At 32.2% G+C, this 16,019-nt stretch carries 16 protein-coding genes and 3 pseudogenes; 4 read left to right on the top strand and 15 right to left on the bottom strand.

Annotated features, from left to right (window positions below):
- Positions 1–114: pseudogene (locus ACEN33_RS09765) on the top strand (IS30 family transposase); the annotation flags it as partial.
- Between the two features lie 932 nt (positions 115–1,046).
- Here ACEN33_RS09765 and ACEN33_RS09760 read toward each other — a convergent pair.
- The 5 genes from ACEN33_RS09760 to ACEN33_RS09740 all read right to left on the bottom strand — a co-directional run bounded on the left by ACEN33_RS09760 (position 1,047) and on the right by ACEN33_RS09740 (position 4,568).
- Entirely contained in the window at positions 1,047–1,565 is a 519-nt protein-coding gene (locus ACEN33_RS09760) for a ClbS/DfsB family four-helix bundle protein (RefSeq protein ID WP_071131225.1), read from the bottom strand.
- Positions 1,566–1,777: 212 nt separating this feature from the next.
- Positions 1,778–2,197, bottom strand: coding sequence for a hypothetical protein (locus ACEN33_RS09755; RefSeq protein ID WP_407093851.1), 420 nt, complete (start codon positions 2,195–2,197; stop codon positions 1,778–1,780).
- A gap of 42 nt (positions 2,198–2,239) precedes the next feature.
- Positions 2,240–2,443 (bottom strand): helix-turn-helix transcriptional regulator, encoded by a 204-nt coding sequence (locus ACEN33_RS09750; protein ID WP_407093852.1) that lies wholly within the window; start codon positions 2,441–2,443, stop codon positions 2,240–2,242.
- 215 nt (positions 2,444–2,658) lie between these two features.
- The gene (locus ACEN33_RS09745) at positions 2,659–2,814 is read right to left on the bottom strand and encodes an integrase (protein WP_407093853.1); all 156 of its coding nucleotides are present in this window, start codon (positions 2,812–2,814) and stop codon (positions 2,659–2,661) included.
- Positions 2,815–3,689: 875 nt separating this feature from the next.
- The gene (locus tag ACEN33_RS09740) at positions 3,690–4,568 is read right to left on the bottom strand and encodes a GyrI-like domain-containing protein (RefSeq protein WP_407093854.1); all 879 of its coding nucleotides are present in this window, start codon (positions 4,566–4,568) and stop codon (positions 3,690–3,692) included.
- Between the two features lie 392 nt (positions 4,569–4,960).
- Between ACEN33_RS09740 and ACEN33_RS09735 the strand changes: the two genes are divergently transcribed.
- The 3 genes from ACEN33_RS09735 to ACEN33_RS09725 are packed head-to-tail and all read left to right on the top strand — an operon-like array spanning position 4,961 to position 6,819.
- A complete protein-coding gene (locus tag ACEN33_RS09735) occupies positions 4,961–5,332 on the top strand; it encodes a GntR family transcriptional regulator (protein ID WP_407093855.1) in 372 nt (123 codons plus the stop codon).
- A 4-nt stretch (positions 5,333–5,336) separates the two neighbouring features.
- Positions 5,337–6,203, top strand: a complete 867-nt coding sequence (locus ACEN33_RS09730; protein WP_407093856.1) for an ABC transporter ATP-binding protein — start codon at positions 5,337–5,339, stop codon at positions 6,201–6,203.
- Position 6,204: 1 nt separating this feature from the next.
- Positions 6,205–6,819 (top strand): ABC-2 transporter permease, encoded by a 615-nt coding sequence (locus ACEN33_RS09725; protein WP_407093857.1) that lies wholly within the window; start codon positions 6,205–6,207, stop codon positions 6,817–6,819.
- 58 nt (positions 6,820–6,877) lie between these two features.
- Here the strand turns inward: ACEN33_RS09725 and ACEN33_RS09720 are convergent, their stop codons facing one another.
- The 10 genes and pseudogenes from ACEN33_RS09720 to ACEN33_RS09675 all read right to left on the bottom strand — a co-directional run.
- Positions 6,878–7,483: a zinc ribbon domain-containing protein gene (locus tag ACEN33_RS09720; RefSeq protein ID WP_407093858.1), complete on the bottom strand. Its 606-nt coding sequence runs from the start codon at positions 7,481–7,483 to the stop codon at positions 6,878–6,880.
- 55 nt (positions 7,484–7,538) lie between these two features.
- Positions 7,539–7,753: pseudogene (locus ACEN33_RS09715) on the bottom strand (DNA cytosine methyltransferase); the annotation flags it as partial.
- Positions 7,754–7,833: 80 nt separating this feature from the next.
- Positions 7,834–10,368 carry an AAA family ATPase gene (locus ACEN33_RS09710; RefSeq protein ID WP_407093859.1) on the bottom strand — a complete coding sequence of 845 codons (2,535 nt, stop codon included), beginning with the start codon at positions 10,366–10,368 and terminating at the stop codon, positions 7,834–7,836.
- 670 nt (positions 10,369–11,038) lie between these two features.
- Entirely contained in the window at positions 11,039–12,112 is a 1,074-nt protein-coding gene (locus ACEN33_RS09705) for a hypothetical protein (protein ID WP_407093860.1), read from the bottom strand.
- 67 nt (positions 12,113–12,179) lie between these two features.
- Positions 12,180–12,503, bottom strand: coding sequence for a hypothetical protein (locus tag ACEN33_RS09700; protein WP_407094961.1), 324 nt, complete (start codon positions 12,501–12,503; stop codon positions 12,180–12,182).
- 96 nt (positions 12,504–12,599) lie between these two features.
- Positions 12,600–13,595 carry a hypothetical protein gene (locus ACEN33_RS09695; protein ID WP_407093862.1) on the bottom strand — a complete coding sequence of 332 codons (996 nt, stop codon included), beginning with the start codon at positions 13,593–13,595 and terminating at the stop codon, positions 12,600–12,602.
- A gap of 58 nt (positions 13,596–13,653) precedes the next feature.
- Positions 13,654–14,640, bottom strand: coding sequence for a hypothetical protein (locus ACEN33_RS09690; protein WP_407093863.1), 987 nt, complete (start codon positions 14,638–14,640; stop codon positions 13,654–13,656).
- Between the two features lie 97 nt (positions 14,641–14,737).
- Complete coding sequence (locus tag ACEN33_RS09685) at positions 14,738–15,121, bottom strand: DNA recombinase (RefSeq protein WP_407094960.1); 384 nt, start codon at positions 15,119–15,121, stop codon at positions 14,738–14,740.
- Positions 15,122–15,277: 156 nt separating this feature from the next.
- Positions 15,278–15,472, bottom strand: coding sequence for a GNAT family N-acetyltransferase (locus ACEN33_RS09680; RefSeq protein ID WP_407093865.1), 195 nt, complete (start codon positions 15,470–15,472; stop codon positions 15,278–15,280).
- 430 nt (positions 15,473–15,902) lie between these two features.
- Positions 15,903–16,019: pseudogene (locus ACEN33_RS09675) on the bottom strand (IS30 family transposase); the annotation flags it as partial.

Genomic DNA, 16,019 nt, shown 5'->3' with positions numbered 1-16,019 from the left:
TCATCGATTGCACACAAACGGAACACGATTCCACGGAAATCCTTACACTACCGAACACCGTTGGAAGTATTTTTGAGTTACTTAGATGAAGCAGTTTTGTCTAGCTTAATTTGACAAATCAAAATTTAAAAAACGGTTCCCCCCCTACAATTGTATCTTAAAAAAATTTATCTTGTTGTCAAATGTCATTAAGATCGCTTTATAGTTAATAAGTTATTAGGTTGTAAACAAAGTGTAAAATTATTTTGTGTAACCCTTTTATCGAATCTACTCTACTAATATCGGTAGATATAACAGCATCATAGCAATCTATAGTTTGAAATAAAGCAGTCTTTTCATCTAAACCAGTTGACTTTGGCCCTCCCCCCTCTACAAATTAAGAAAGCAATTTCTTCAAGACTGGTTTCATCAATAGCTGAAATATTTTTTCCTTCTAGTAGATCTTTAAGTGAAAATCTCTCCAGTCGAATCCTTTGTCTCATATAAGCTCATTGGTTGCATTAACAGCCTAGATATTCTTTCCGTCCCTGTGTGCATAGATTCATCAAATTCATTAGGCACCGCTGAACCTGTTAATATAAATTGATCAAATTCATCCCGATTATCCACTTCATAACGGCTTTTTTGTCATTAAATTGTATCAAGTTGCCAGTTATCATTTTTCCACCTTATCACACCAATCGACCTGTTTCCCCAGACGTACCCCTATTTTTCTCTGGAAAATCAACTTCCAGGTCAAAATGTCCACTTCCCTAGCAAAAAACGAGGCCCTTAAACATCCATCAAACGTCCAGAAACCCGTCCATATACGATTTATCCTTTCATTTTTTCAATCAATACTACACACTCAACATGTGTTAAGAGGAAGTCATAGCTGTCAAAGGTCAATTTCCATTTTCCTTTTTTACTTAATTCTCTTTGAGGGAACATATCCATTGTGGACTTGCGTATGTGGGAAGATATCCAAGATCGAACCTTGTATGCAGGAACATATCCAGATAGGATTGTACTTATGAGAATAGTTTGCCAAGTAACTGAACTTAGTTTCATAGTGCTATCTTTTTCCATTTTCTTATCTTGGTTCTAAAAGTCCCAAAAGGAGCAACAGTATTAACGTGAATAAATTTATATACTTCCCATACTGCTGTTTTTGTAGCTTCATCAGCCCACTTTCTCATATGAGGTAAAAATAATTCTTCATCACTTAGTACATCAATCATTTTATTGATTGAAATAACATTTCTGTTTAGCCTATCCTTTAACTCCTCTAAGGATAAATTTGCATAGGTATCCGAAAACCACTGATATAATTCACCAAGCTGATTCCACCTAAACATATCTGATGGTGTCTTTACTGTTAAGCCATTTTTCTCATCGGCTTCCCATTGCAGGAGCAATGTTGTCCAGCCAACTTGATAAGCAAGGTTTTCAGATGGTGTTCTGTCAACTTCGTCAACGCTTTTGTCTTTCAGTGATTCTGGGATATTATTAAATTCAGAAATATACTTTTCAAAACTTTTATTTATCTCAAATTTTAGCTCTTCTTTATCTTTATATGTTCTCATAATACCTCCTGTTATTAATACAAGGTCTAATTGATAATAATCTTTCTAGAAAAATAGAATAATTACGATGGTAAACCTCTTGAACCTCTATGGCTCAAATTTGTAACATAAATGAAATCGGGGAATTAATCCACTGATGGCTTTCGTATGTGGGAATAGGTCAACATATTTTTAAATATTTATTCTGATTTCTGCATTCATGTCATGATAAGTTAATTATCTAAATCCTTATTTTTATTATAAGATTTCTTTAAAGATACCATTGTAAAGATACCAAAAAATATTGTAAATAATATTGGTACCATAATAATAGAAATATAATCAATTGACCCTTCTCTAAATATGTTAAGTAATAAAAAGAAAATAAAAAACATAATCCCAGTACCAAACGTTTGAATAATACCTTTCTTACGAGTCTTTTTATAACCCTCTTCATCCATCACATCATCATGTTCCATTCCAGATAAAACGTAACGTGTAGCAGGATAAATTATCATAAAGAAAGTTACACATAGTAAAATAATATCAAATCCATCACCTAAATCAAAGAAAAAAAGTTGAAGGACTGTTAGGAATATAAAGGCAAATAAAATAATTAATGCACATTCCGCAAGAAAATAAAGGGTTGACAAACGTTTATATTCATCCTTAGGAATATTTTATTAATAAAAGAATTAATCATTTATATCTTCCTCCCAAAATAAGTCATCTAAAGTTTTTCCAAGCGATTTAGCTATCGATATACAAAGCTGTAGGCTTGGATTATATTTACCCTTCTCAATCAAACCAATTGTTTGCCTGGTAACGCCTATTTTTATTGCCAACTCCTCTTGTGTAAGTTTCTTTTCCATTCTAGCAATTTTTATTTTATTTAACATGTACCACCCTCCTAATTGCAAATTATAAATTACATTTGCAACATAAATCTAACATAAACATTTAATAAAAGCAACATATATGTGTCATTATCCTTTTAATCACTTACTAAAAACACCTATTTCAGTCTATGAAATAGGTGTTTCTTTTATTATAATATTTATTTTATCAAACTGTTTTAGAAATTAATGTAACTAGCTCTTCATTATTTTCCATTTTACAATTCGATTTCAACAATCATTTCCGATTTAAATTCTAACTCCAACTTTTCAGGATGAACAATATTTTTTTCAACCAGCCGCCTTACAAGTTGCTCATCATATATTTCTAATTCACATGTTTGCTCTTTCAATAAAGCTGCTATTTGTTCCAAACGCTCTCTTCCATTGGCTTGTTCTGCAATCTCTAGTTGAAGTTATTGTTTTTCTTCCCTCTGTTTGTAAACATTATAAACTACGTCATTATAGTCTTTGTTCGAGTTCGCTAGGCCGATTAAAGAATGTTTCAAGGCTTCCAGTTCTTCTTCAACTTTCATCAGTTTATCGTGTAACTGACTTGATAACGTTTGTGCAATATTTTGTTCTAAAGCTTTGAGAAAGTTGCTCCGATTTTAAAACAGTTCATTTATCGATTGGCTAACAGCTTGCTTTAAGCCCTCTTCTCTAACAGCTCGCGCATCACAAAATACTCCTTTATTTTCAAGCCTGCTGACGCATCACCAAACGATTAACCTCTTCCCTCGGTTATTCCAATGGATTCTTCTAAAGATTTCTCCACAATTTTCACAAAATACAATCTGAGCCGAACTGTGGTTGCTGCTGTAATTTCGCAGCTTATGTCTATCTCGTTTCTCTGGTTTGGTAGACTTTGCCAATATATCTGCAAATCGTAATGCATCTTTTACATTAACTCTCGGCTGATATTTTTTTATTTCATCATTCTTGGATAACTTCCCTCAAAGCAAAAATCCGTGATTATCCTTCCGGCTTAGAACCAGACCTCAAACCACGGAAAGCCTTTATTTACTTATCTTATTACACGCTTACTTATCAACCCTTGACATCAATACTACCGCCTCAACATGGGACGAGTTGATAGAATTGATGTATTTGCGATTTTTAATGAAATAGTCGTATGCGGGAACATATCGACTATTTTGTACGTTCGTGGGAACATATCCACCAATCGTACCGTTTACGAAAAGGGCACTCTTGCTAGGAGTGCCCTCAATCATAAAAATCGGTGTAATTAATAGTCTTTTTTCTTTACCGGAATCCAGATTTCGCTTCGATACTTTGGATTTCCAGTGTCTGGACTCTCGTTCCACAAAATTTCTGGGCCTTCAACTAACTCATAACTTGAAGACGGAAACCACTCTGAGTATATTCTACCCCATACATTTTGAAGTGTCTCTGGGAATGGTCCAATCGATTCAAATACTGCCCAGGTACAAGCATCAATTTTTAATACATCAAATTCTGCTGTTTCATCACCTGAAGTTGCTACCCCGATGTAATGATCCAACTCGCCCTTTTCTTCCATTCTTCCTTCTGAAAAATTAGTGGAAGCACTAATAATACCCATTGGTTCTACATTTGAGATTGCTTTTAATTGTTTAATAACCTCTGGTGTTAAAAGTTCGGTCATTTGTGCAATCTCTGGATTGACACCTTCAAAAATAATTGGGACTCTCTTCTTAAATCCTACTAACTTAAACGACTCTTTCTCAACAATACGATAATTCATCTCGCATCCTCCTTTAATTGATAATTGAAAGGTCATTCTAGGATAGGCTTTTAACTGCGTTTTCTCACTTCTTGCTTCTGAAGGAAGAATATCATGCAGGGAATGAAAAGCACGGGAAAACGAATCAGCCGAATTATAGCCATATTTGACAGCCACATCGATTATTCTCAAATTTGTATCTTTCAAATCAAGAGCAGCCAGCGTTAATCTTCTTCTTCGAATATATTCTGACAAACCAATTCCTGATAAAAATGAAAACATCCTTTTAAAATGATACTCTGAACAGTAAGCAATTTTCGACACTTCACTGTAATCAATTTCTTCAGTTAAATGCTCTTCAATATATGCCAAAGCTTTATTCATATTACTTAACGTATCCAACAAACAACCTCCTTTCAATTTCAATATTATCAAAGGATTTAATTACCCATCCGATAATCTGTGCACAATAAAGTCGACTAAATTTAAAAATATTACTTACAATTACAGCTATTTTAATGAACTGAACTTCATCTACAATTAAAGACTTAGGGAGTTCTTTCGCTAAAATGTTACAAACCATAAGCGTCTCAACATGTAACGTTATTAAGCTATTGATTGATTTAGGTGTGTTGCGTATGTGATTTAGATGATTTTAAGTTATCATTCAATCTTTTTTCAAATTGTATTTTAATTTCTTTAAAAATCAATCTTTAATATCTAACTATAATATTTTATTGACAAATAAACCACCAGTGTGTATATTGTATATGTACAGAAAAGGTGGTGAGGAATTGAATATTAATCTTTCTAAATACAGTAAGGAACCTCTTTATGAACAGATTATTAATGAGATTAAGCGGAATATTTTAAGTGGTGATCTTGAACCGGCTGTTCGTTTACCTTCCATTCGCCAATTATCAAAAGATTTAGAAGTCAGTGTGATTACTGTAAAGAAAGCATATGATACACTCGAAAACGAAAACTACATTGCCACCATTCCTAGTAAAGGGACATATATTGCAGAATTAGATGCCAGCATCATTAGGTCTAAGAAATTACTCAATATTGAAAAAGAGATCAATATATTAGTACAAGAAGCAAAATCAATTCAATTATCTAAAAGTGATTTTATAAATATCGTTGACGAAAAATATGAGGAGTGATGAGATGAGCAAATATGCCATAGAATTTAACAATATAAATAAAACTTTTAAGGACTTTTCGATTGATGACCTTAACTTAAAAGTAAACAAAGGATACATTACTGGTTTTATCGGGCCAAATGGAGCTGGAAAAAGCACATGCATTAATTTAATCATGGATTTAATCAAACCAGATAACGGAAGCATTAATATTCTAGGCTATGACCACATTCAAGAAGGTCAAATGGCTCGTGAAAATATCGGGTTTGTCTATGCAGAAAACGTCTTTTATGATCATTTAAGTGTTGAAACAACTGGAAAAACGATTGGAAAATTCTATAAAAATTGGAACCAACATGCATACAATCATTTTATTGAACAATTTAAATTACCTGCTAATAAAAAAGTTAAAAACCTTTCAACAGGAATGAAAGCCAAGTTGTTTCTAAGTGTCGCTTTATCTCATGGAGCTGAACTCATTATACTTGATGAACCCACCTCAGGACTTGATCCAATTGTTCGATCTGAAATCTTAGATATTCTTTACGATATCATTCAAGATGAGGCAAAAACCATCCTATTCTCATCCCATATTACGAATGACTTAGAAAAGATTGCTGATCATATTGTGCTCATCAATGATGGACAAATCATTATTGATTATAACAAAGACGATATCTTAAATACTTATAGATTAGTTAAGGGTTCTATTGAACTATTAGACAATGACTTACGACCATTATTAATTGGTTTGGAAGAAAAAAATACTGGTTTTACAGGACTAACCAAAGAGGGGCAAACATTTGAAGAAATATTCGGAGATAATATAATAATTGAACCAGCTAGTCTAGAGGATATTATGGTGCGTACAATTAAGAATGGAGGTTTATAATATGTTAGCATTATTAAACAAGGAATTTGTAGTTAACTTCTGGACAAACTTTATTGGTACTTTAATTTTAATATTCGCCTCATTAATTACTACTACTTATCAAACCCCTATTTATTTAAGTGTCTTTTTTGTACTGTTATTTGTTCGAAATGGAGATGGGAGGGATGAATTAAATCGTTCTGACCGACTAATATCAAGCCTTCCTGTTTCAAGAACCCAAATTCTAGCTTCAAAGATTATTTATGGTTTTTCTATTGGTCTAGTCTTTCTATTAATTCAAACCGCCTTCAATTATTTTATTCCTGGACTTACTTCTAATAGTTTAAGTGAGATCATTGGGATACTTATCCTTATTGTGTTTCTATTGACAGCTTATCAAATGTTCTATTTAATATTTGGTCCACAAATCATGAATTATATTATTATATTGATTTTCTTTGCCTTCATTACAATCATTCCAATAATGATTAACACCGGGCAATTTAATAGGTTTTTCGAGTTTATTTCTCAGTATAATTTAAACATTATCTTCATGAGCGTTAGCGTCTTAATGTTAATGCTTACTGGATTAATGTTCGCTATTAATATCAAATTATACAATTCAAAAGATTTATAAAAAAACTAAAAGAGAGACGCAGAACTATGCTTCTCCACCGCATAACTCTCCGCCTCTCTTATTTTTCTATGGTAATAAAATCTCCTGTCCTCAATTCCACTTCAATGACTTTTTCTTTAATGACTATGCCAGCTACCAACCGGTTAACTAAACTTTCATCATAATCTTCGAGTTGAATATGTTGGGGTTTTAGAAAAGCTTTAATATCGGATAACCTTCTTCTTTTTTCTTCATTCGTTGCATTGACAATCAACAACTGCTGTTTCTTCTCTCTTAACTGAAATATCTTTTCCGCGATCCGTTCGTAGTCTGTTTTTTGATTCGCAAACTGATACAATTTCTTCTGTAGACCGTGGAGTTGATCATCCACTTCTTCCACTGTTTCATCATACTGATCGTTGAGGACTTCGGTGATGTTTTCCTCCATGACTTTCAAGTAGTCGCCCTTCTCTCCTATAAAATTATTAATCGCCTCCACTACTGCTTCATGAAGGAGCTCTTCCTTAACCGTTCTCGCCTGACATTGCGTATGGTCAATAAGGCGAGTCACAAACCGCCAGACAGTCGCTTTACTTCCTCGACTGTTCCATTTTACTCGTCTAAAAATATCCCCACAGTGTTCGCAAATTACTTTGCCTGATAAGGCATACTTCCCTTGGTACACTCGCTTCTGCTTTCATTTGCCTGAATATAAATTACTTCTTCTAGCCTTTTCTTGTTGAGCCAAATGTAATAATATGAACAGGTGGATTTCTCCCCCTTTTACTTTTGTAATATCTCCTAAATGATGGATGTTAGGAAAATGTCGTTTCGTTATAGATATGGGAGCTTTTTCAATTTCACTTGCCCATATTGGTTGAATCCCATAACGAGAAGCAGCTAATGGAAATACACCAATCCCATCAAATAAACTTCCTAAAGTTAGTTTTGTCATATTTCACCTTCTAATCCCCGTTTTTAGGCGTAAAAAAAGATGCTCTTTTAATTGAGCATCGGATGTGATTCTTATAATTATCATGGTCTATTTTCCTTAATAAATTTTTCGCAAGCACCGAGATATTCTTTTAAAATTGTGGGTTCAGGTATTTCCTCACCTAATCCCGAAGCACGATCATGAACCCAATTAGAACAATTTCTCATACCTGTTTCAATCTCTAAAGATAATTCGGTAGTAAATGGTGCTCTTATTAATCTTTGAGTTTGTATCGCAGGGTTGAACCTTTGTACCGAGTCGTTAAATAAAATTTCTTCTATACTCCTTTCCCATGTTTCTCTCAATTTTTCGCACCATAACTTAGCCCCATCTTCATATTCTTTTAATTTTTCTGGCATATCCGGTGTTATATTTTTGTGCATAGATTCTAAACCTTGTAGTTTCTGTTTCAAAAGTGAAATTCTACCTTTGACAGGTAAACCTATCCACGGAAGAGATTTTTCGATTATCCCAGTAGTCGTTTGTATTTTTCTAATTGTAGTAGCGAGATAATTTACGCCTTGTTCTTGACACTTATTCTGAAGTGCTAATAAAAATGTTAAATCATGCGTAAATATTACTACCTGTTTTCGCTGTGCTTCTTCTATCAGTCTATTAGCAATAATATCTCTTCTTTTATAATCCAAAGAAGACACTGGATCATCAAAGACAATGCAAACGTTATTGTTGTGTATGGATGTTTCTGCTAAAAAGTTTGCTAAAGCGATAGATCTTTGTTCGCCTTCACTCAATATTTCTAAAGGTCTTTTTTCTTTAACAGTAAGTTTATTTAAAGTAGTACCTCTACTTCCTCTTTGTTTTATTTCAGCTGAAAACTCAGCTTTAAGTTTTTTACACTCCTGATTGAATATTTTTACATACTCATCCGTTACGTATTTTGCAAATAATTGATTTTGAATAGATGTTATTGAACGGGTATTAATTTTATTCCTTTCAGCTTGTTTTATCCATTTGCTATTAATAATAAATTTTTCAATCTCGGGTAATAGCTTTTCGGCTTTTAGTTTGTCAGTATATTCATTTTCATAGGTTTGAAGTTGTTTTAATTCCTTTTCTACATTTTCAGAATTTAGCTCCGATATTTTTATTTTAATATATTCAATGACCATATCTATATTTTTTATATCTAGACTATAACCCTTTATCCTATCATTCCATTCATATGATTTAAGTGATAGTACAACTTTTTCACGTAAGTTTTTAAATTCAGATTCTCCATTGGTTAGTTCACTATAAAGTTCAGATTTATTTTCTTTAATCCACTCATCTATCATAGATCCCTTAATAAAAATTTTACAATCTTCAACATTAAAATTGGTTTTAATTTTTTCAATATCGCTATTTTTAGTAGTTAAGTTTTTTTCTGCATCACTTTTTAAGTACTTCCAATACTTATCAATTAATGCAATTCCACGGATATCTTGCTTACAAAAGATACAATAATCAATTTCTTTTTTGATAGTTTGATAGTAATCTTGAGCAGCCTCAATAAACTCTTTCCATTCTTTGGAACCTAAATTGTCTATATGCTCACTTTTAAATTGAGTTAATCCTTCTTCTAATGAGATTTTTTCATAGTAATTTCTTTGTTCGATTAAATCTTTTGTCTTAGATAATCTTTCCAAACTGAATTTTTGATTAAGATTAATAACTTTAGTTTTTATACTATTAAGATTAGAAATTACTTTTTGGTATTCGGTTTTCTTCCCATCCAAGTTCATTGATTGTAGATAGGATCTACGAAGTGTATTTTCTTTATTCTTTATAATATCTTTTTCTGTAACTTTAATTTGATTTTTAAATTGGTTAATATCTGTTTCACTACTTAATTGAGATACTGCATGTTTTATAGAAGTTTCTTTATCAAAATAATTTATAAAATTATTTTGAATTTTCTTTTTTGAAATTTCTTCCTCAAATTTAATCTTTATTTTTTCTATGTTAAGTAGGAAATCGTCAAAGAAATTAAACTCCGTTGGCGAAAAAGATAATTCGGCTTCTTTCGTTAAATCGTGTATAGCACTGTGAGAATCGAACACTGTAATTCGGTTGGTATAAGGATGATCCTTATCAATAGGATAATGTATCTCCTCTATATTTCCACTATCATCTTCGAAAATAACTTTTGAACTAGGTTGTTCAGAACTTTTTTCGAATAAATTAGGTAGTATATTTTTATCACCTCTTGAAATAAAGATATTGTTTAAAATTCTTGTGTATCCAGATTTACCTGTACCATTCTCACCATATACTAAAGTAACTTCATCACCAACAGGAAATACTTCATTGTTTTTAATAGCATTTACACCACTAACATTTGATAAACCTCTCCATTTTATATTTGGTATCTTACTAGTATCAGTTTTACTATTTGAAAAATTCAATCCATTCTTTTCTAATGGTTCGCTAACAAGGCTATTCTCCTTTTTGAAAATAAGAAAAATTTCTTCTATATCCTCATCTGTAATTGTGCGATTGCTTAATAACTTTTCTGCTATTACTTGTTGCCAATATGGTTGCCTTTCTACCCAACTTATAATATCAGTTATAATCATTTCCTTCTTCTCCCTCCACATAAGTTCATTATGATAAGCTTACCATATTTATGTAGGTAATTTGACATAACCTTATCTTATGTGACAAATAGTTCACAAGTGAAAGAAATTTAAAATTGCAATAGAAAAAAACCAATATTAATCTAAAAACAATTAATTAGAATTTCCAAATGATTATTTTGCAAATCTATTCGAATCGATAAATAGATTGTAATATACAAAAAGACGACCACAATTATTTTAAACTGTAGTCGTCTTATTATTCTATTGTATTGTGTTCCCACACCCCAGATCAATTACCACTGAAACGGTAATATGGTTTTTCAGTACCTTATTTCTAGTTTTTTCACCTTCTCCTATAAACACGAAATGCTTGTGAAAGTGTTTAAAACTAAGGATTTCTATATAGTTTTTCTTTGTAGCAACGATACACACTCCACATGTCATGTCGACCACGTATTAATTGATAATTATGTGATTGAAGTGTAGTTTGAATGCAAACAACTAATCATATTTACCCTTTGAATTTCTCCAATGCTTTATCTGCGAGAGGTTTTAGGATTACAGCAGCGCCTGCACTGAGTAATGGCCCTAGCATTTTTTTCCTTTACCAATTAGTTTTGAAGTTGTCTCTAGGTGGTCATAAATATTCTTTTTTTCTTTTTTGTTTTTATTCTTCATCAATTATTTTCCTTTCTAATGTTAGGAGTTCTTCTCCACTTATTTTCAATTCGTAATTCGCTCTATCGTTATTATAAGATTCAATTAATTGTTTCTCTATCATCTTTGGAACTCTATACCAGGTATTAGTAAAATCCATATTTATTGACAATAACGGTTCAATATTTATAAGACGTTTTAAATTGCTGTTCTCAAATAAGTCAGACGTGTTTTCCAAAATATTTTCAATAGTTTGAGCTTCGTCCATTAAAGTATACACTTTAGCTAGTAGTCTAATACCCTCAAAATAATAAAAAAAATACTCTTGAATTTCTTGATATGAATTACTTATTTTTTGACGATTATCTGGTTTTTTTAATATATATACTGCTCGACTAATGAACTTTTCTGAGATATCTGGAAGGCTGTCTAATTTTGAAATTAGAGTTTTCTTCACTTCTTGTACGCCTAAATTTAATTCTTGTCTTGAATCATCAAGAAATTTATCTCTATTTTTTTTATTACTAGCGTTCATCGCATTTTTTAGTGACAGTTTACCCGCGTTAATCTTAGCAAACCTATCATTATCCTGTCCTTTTTCGATATTCTTGACAGTACGCTGAACGTCCTCTATTTGGGATGCTAATTTCTCATATTGAGCTTGTTGGATGATATTACTCATCGAATTAGAAAAATTATTCCAATGCTGGTTGCTAACTTTATCTCTTAATTCAAGTCTAATTTGGCCACCGATACCTTTGTCAGTATAGTCGTATAACGTGGGTAAGAGATCACCTGTTACTTTATCTTTCAAAAACTGTAAGTCATGATCTTCCATCTTTTTTAGCAATCCTTCAGGAAACTTAACAATATATTCAGAATTAGGTTTAATTACTTTTTGAAAATCATCCATATACTTAAAAACTTGGAAAAGCTTTTCAAAAAGCATAGACTCTTCATTAAATATTTCGTCATCTTTCGAAAATTCAATTTGAACTTTAGAAAGGTTTTCTAAATCTTCATGCAAGTCAAAAATCTGATTGTTTTTTTTTGCTATTTTATTTTTTGAGTTAATACTAACCACCTCGTTTTCTTCATAATTTCTAAATCACTAAAAATGTATTCTAAGTTTAGTGGCTTAAAAAATAAATTCATAAAAATAATGGATACTCAATTTCACCAAAATTTGATTTAATAATTTCAAGTAAGTCAGGGTTATCATGTTCAATTTCATAATGAATGTGACTATCTACAGCTTCTCTAATTGGTGTGAGATTCTTTAACTCATCATTTGTAGTCATTACAATTATTTTCGTTGACGTTGTGTTCCTTATTTTATTCAAGAGACTTTCTAGGGATTTTTCTTTCCCATTCATTAGAACTGTCTCAACAGGAAAAAATAATACGAAGTCAACGTTATTCCCGATTTCAGTTGTGTTTCTAGAATAAATATACTTCGAAAAACTTACTTTCATATTATCTAATTTCAAAACATCTTTAACGTTTACCTTCTGCGGCAGTGGAGGAGTATCGAATGCACCGTTTATAATTTCTGCGATGCGCCCTATTTCTTAACAGTAAATAATTCCAGTTTTAAAATGTTGATTTAGTATATTTAGGACTGCTCTAATTTTCGCATCATCATCAAGTCCAGTTATTAATGTTTTCTGCTCCGCTGCCTTTAAAAACATTCTAAATTCTTTCACAAATTTATTTTGGTCTTTTATTCCACTCACTCCTAACCAAGTTGGGTATCCTATAATTTCCTGATCAACTATCTTAATCGTTTCTTCTGGAATCTCATCTACCTGAATACGATAGACTTTATTTTTGCGAGGATTATAGATCCCTAAATGCTGAATATTCTTAAACTCAGGTTGGTCTGTCCTCAGCCCCATTCGCCAATAAATTAATAACTGTAAAGTATGGTTTTTGTTAATATATCCTTTTAATACTTTCAAATCCCATAACGTATCTTCAGTTAAGAAATCACCATCCCCAGATGCAATATTTCTGGTATAAGCACCTTTAAAATCAAAACCATCTAAAATCACAGGACCATATATATTAAAGAAATCAAGCGTCCTTTGAATCATTGTCCTTACATTTTCTATCGTATTCTGGTCCGGTTTAATTTCACTCACTAGCACATAACCAAACCCATTATTTCGATAAACAACATCAAACCCACTAAGTTTTATGGCATTAACAATCGATTCACCATCCAAACCCGTAATATTTCTTTTTAACTTATTAGCGGTTCTAATTTTGTTCTTCATCTTAGCCCCAATTAAACTAATCTTAAAAGCCTCATCAACTGAACTACCCATCATAAATCTCGCCATGTAGTCAACTGCCATACCAATCAAGCTCGCATTAACATTTTCATTTTCATGAAGTTTTTCTTGACCATCTCCCAGGCTGACTTCATCAAAATCGGCACGCTTGAGGTAGCCTCCCCAAGGTTGCTTTACCCCTTTTACTCTTTGAGTTACAGAAAGTTGTGGCCCATTCTTTATCACATCTTCAATTAATTTATCAATTATAGTTTTTAATATATCATCCATGCTCCAACCTCTTTTCTTAATGAAGTGGGTACACTTAGTAAATTAGCCATTACAGTGACTAATAATATTCTTTTAACTCCTCAAAAGTAATTCCTAGTCCTACTCGCTCTAAAGCTTCTTTTCTTTCATCATATAATTTATCCAAAACAGGAATTTTATCTTCTAGCTTCCCATAATGTAGTAAGTTATGACAGTGGCTACATAAAGAAACAATGTTCTCCATAGTATCCAAACTACACTTTTCATAATCAAAGTCACGATATTTACTAATTGGAATTAAGTGATGTGGTTCGGTATAACCTTTTCCATTTTTTCTTTCAAATATTCGATCATTGGTATTATATTCACATCTAAAGTCTGCTCTTTGTAATACATCAACAGCTACTTTAGGATTTCTCTTAGGTCTCTCTCTTTCTTTAGAAGAAGCTGTAGTCATTTCTTGAGGCTTTTTCTCACCAGTCCATTCTGGTACTGTTCCAGTCTCTTTTTCTACTAAATTATCAATAGCTTGTTTTTCGACAGAATCATACTCTGAATCTATTTCTCCGATAATATCCTCTAGGGCATCTCGGAGTACCCTAACTGTATCCTCAGAAGTCTGAATATTAATCGCTTGGTCTAATAAATAAATTGCATGTTCGTCATCTAACGGACACATATATTGCTGTTTTCCCGTCCCAGCTTTAGTAAAGGCACTATTTTGTTTCGGTTTCTCTGCTAACCATTCTCTATGTTCTCGAATAGACAACGGCTGATCTAGATTTGTATAAACAGTGTCAACTTGATAACCATCCTCCGCCCATGGAGCATCTTCTACACTTAAATAATCGGGTCTGGCACCATCAAAACAGTCGGTCTGAGCAATGCTTATAGATTTCACTTGGCCATTTACACAATGAAGAATAAAATCATCTTTTCGTATCAAGGTCATGGTAGTAAAACCTTGATTCTTATGTCCAGCTTTATTTAACTTAGGTGACCACACAAATCCACCAGCCCGTTGATCATCATAAGTTATTCCTTGATATACAAAATATACACTCATAACTAACTCCCATTATTATTTCATTCTTTTATTATTCTATTAAATTATAACAAAAAGAAAGACAGAGAACTATACGTCATTCCCCATAGCTCTCTGTCTATCTTATTTTTTCGATAGTGAAAATATCGTCTGTTTTCAACTCAACATTGATGACCTCTTCTTTAATAACGACACCCGCCACTAATCGATTAACTAAACTTTCATCATAATCTTCAAGTTTTATATGCTGAGTTTTTAGTAAAGCTTTGATATCCGATAGTCGCCTACGTTTCTCCTCATTCGTCGCATTCTCAATTAAAAGTTGCTGTTTCCTTTCTCGAAGTTTAAATATTCGCTCTGCTATGCGTTCATAGTCTTCTTTCTGATTTGCAAATTGATATAATTGCTTTTGTAAATCGTGTAACTGATTATCAACATCTTCTACTGTCTCATCATATTTGTTATTAAGAACTTGGGTAATATTTTTCTCCAAAACTTTCAAGTAGTTACCTTTATCTCCTATGAACTCATTAATCGCCTCTAATACTGCTTACACTCTTACTTATCGACCCTTGACATCAATACTACACACTCAACATGTCATGTTGGGCACGTATTAATTGATAATTATTAGATTGGGGTGTGGTTTAGATATTATCTAGACAATATGTTCAGATACCAACATTGTATAGACATAACTGTCCGTCCATTCACCTTTACTCCAGAAATCTTGAATGAAGTGAGCTTCTTGTGGCATATTCAATCGCTTACAAAGCTTCGTAGAGGCTAAATTCCTTGCATCTAGTACCGCTTGGATTCGATGAACAAGATGTTCTGAAAATAAATATACCATACTGCTTCACCTACATTGTCTCTACCTGAGTATACTGGATTGAAAACAAACCCAATCTCTACCGTATTTCTCATAACAGTATACCAAACAGAGATTTCTCCTATAACTTTCCCCTTAAGTTCACATGCTATATTCAACATCTTTTCTTCGTTTAGTTCATTATTATTCAGTTTCTCATTAAATAACTCTATTGAAGTACCCTCTTCTCATGGTTCATGCAATAAATATTTGCATTCCTCTTTATCTTTATAGAAGTCGAATACATCTTTTAGATTTTGTTTTTGGAAGAATCTCTAGGTCATTCTTTCAGTATTTAATTTAATAAACCATTCCCCTTAATAGTAAAATTATAATAATTTTAATTACTTTGATTGGTCTGATTAGATCGTACTTATGAATTTTTATAATTCAAATTTTACTTCTTAAATTGTCAAATTAAGTGCAACACAGTTTTATAAAAGATTTCATAAGGTGTTTTCCAATTCAAACATTTTTTGGGACGTGTATTTAATTTCGTTGCCCAACCTTGTATCTCTTCATCAGTTGC

The organism is Ruoffia sp. FAM 24228, assembly GCF_045528575.1.
Classification (GTDB): domain Bacteria; phylum Bacillota; class Bacilli; order Lactobacillales; family Aerococcaceae; genus Ruoffia; species Ruoffia halotolerans.
Note: the sequence above shows the minus strand (reverse complement) of the source record. Positions and strands in the feature narration are given on the sequence as shown.

What these genes read in the sequence shown, in the direction of transcription:
- ACEN33_RS09680 (WP_407093865.1), bottom strand. Translation starts at nt 15,472, where the DNA reads ATGGTATATTTATTTTCAGAACATCTTGTTCATCGAATCCAAGCGGTA.
- ACEN33_RS09750 (WP_407093852.1), bottom strand. Translation starts at nt 2,443, where the DNA reads ATGTTAAATAAAATAAAAATTGCTAGAATGGAAAAGAAACTTACACAA.
- ACEN33_RS09725 (WP_407093857.1), top strand. Translation starts at nt 6,205, where the DNA reads ATGTTAGCATTATTAAACAAGGAATTTGTAGTTAACTTCTGGACAAAC.
- ACEN33_RS09730 (WP_407093856.1), top strand. Translation starts at nt 5,337, where the DNA reads ATGAGCAAATATGCCATAGAATTTAACAATATAAATAAAACTTTTAAG.
- ACEN33_RS09760 (WP_071131225.1), bottom strand. Translation starts at nt 1,565, where the DNA reads ATGAGAACATATAAAGATAAAGAAGAGCTAAAATTTGAGATAAATAAA.
- ACEN33_RS09700 (WP_407094961.1), bottom strand. Translation starts at nt 12,503, where the DNA reads ATGAAAGTAAGTTTTTCGAAGTATATTTATTCTAGAAACACAACTGAA.
- ACEN33_RS09695 (WP_407093862.1), bottom strand. Translation starts at nt 13,595, where the DNA reads ATGGATGATATATTAAAAACTATAATTGATAAATTAATTGAAGATGTG.
- ACEN33_RS09690 (WP_407093863.1), bottom strand. Translation starts at nt 14,640, where the DNA reads ATGAGTGTATATTTTGTATATCAAGGAATAACTTATGATGATCAACGG.
- ACEN33_RS09710 (WP_407093859.1), bottom strand. Translation starts at nt 10,368, where the DNA reads ATGATTATAACTGATATTATAAGTTGGGTAGAAAGGCAACCATATTGG.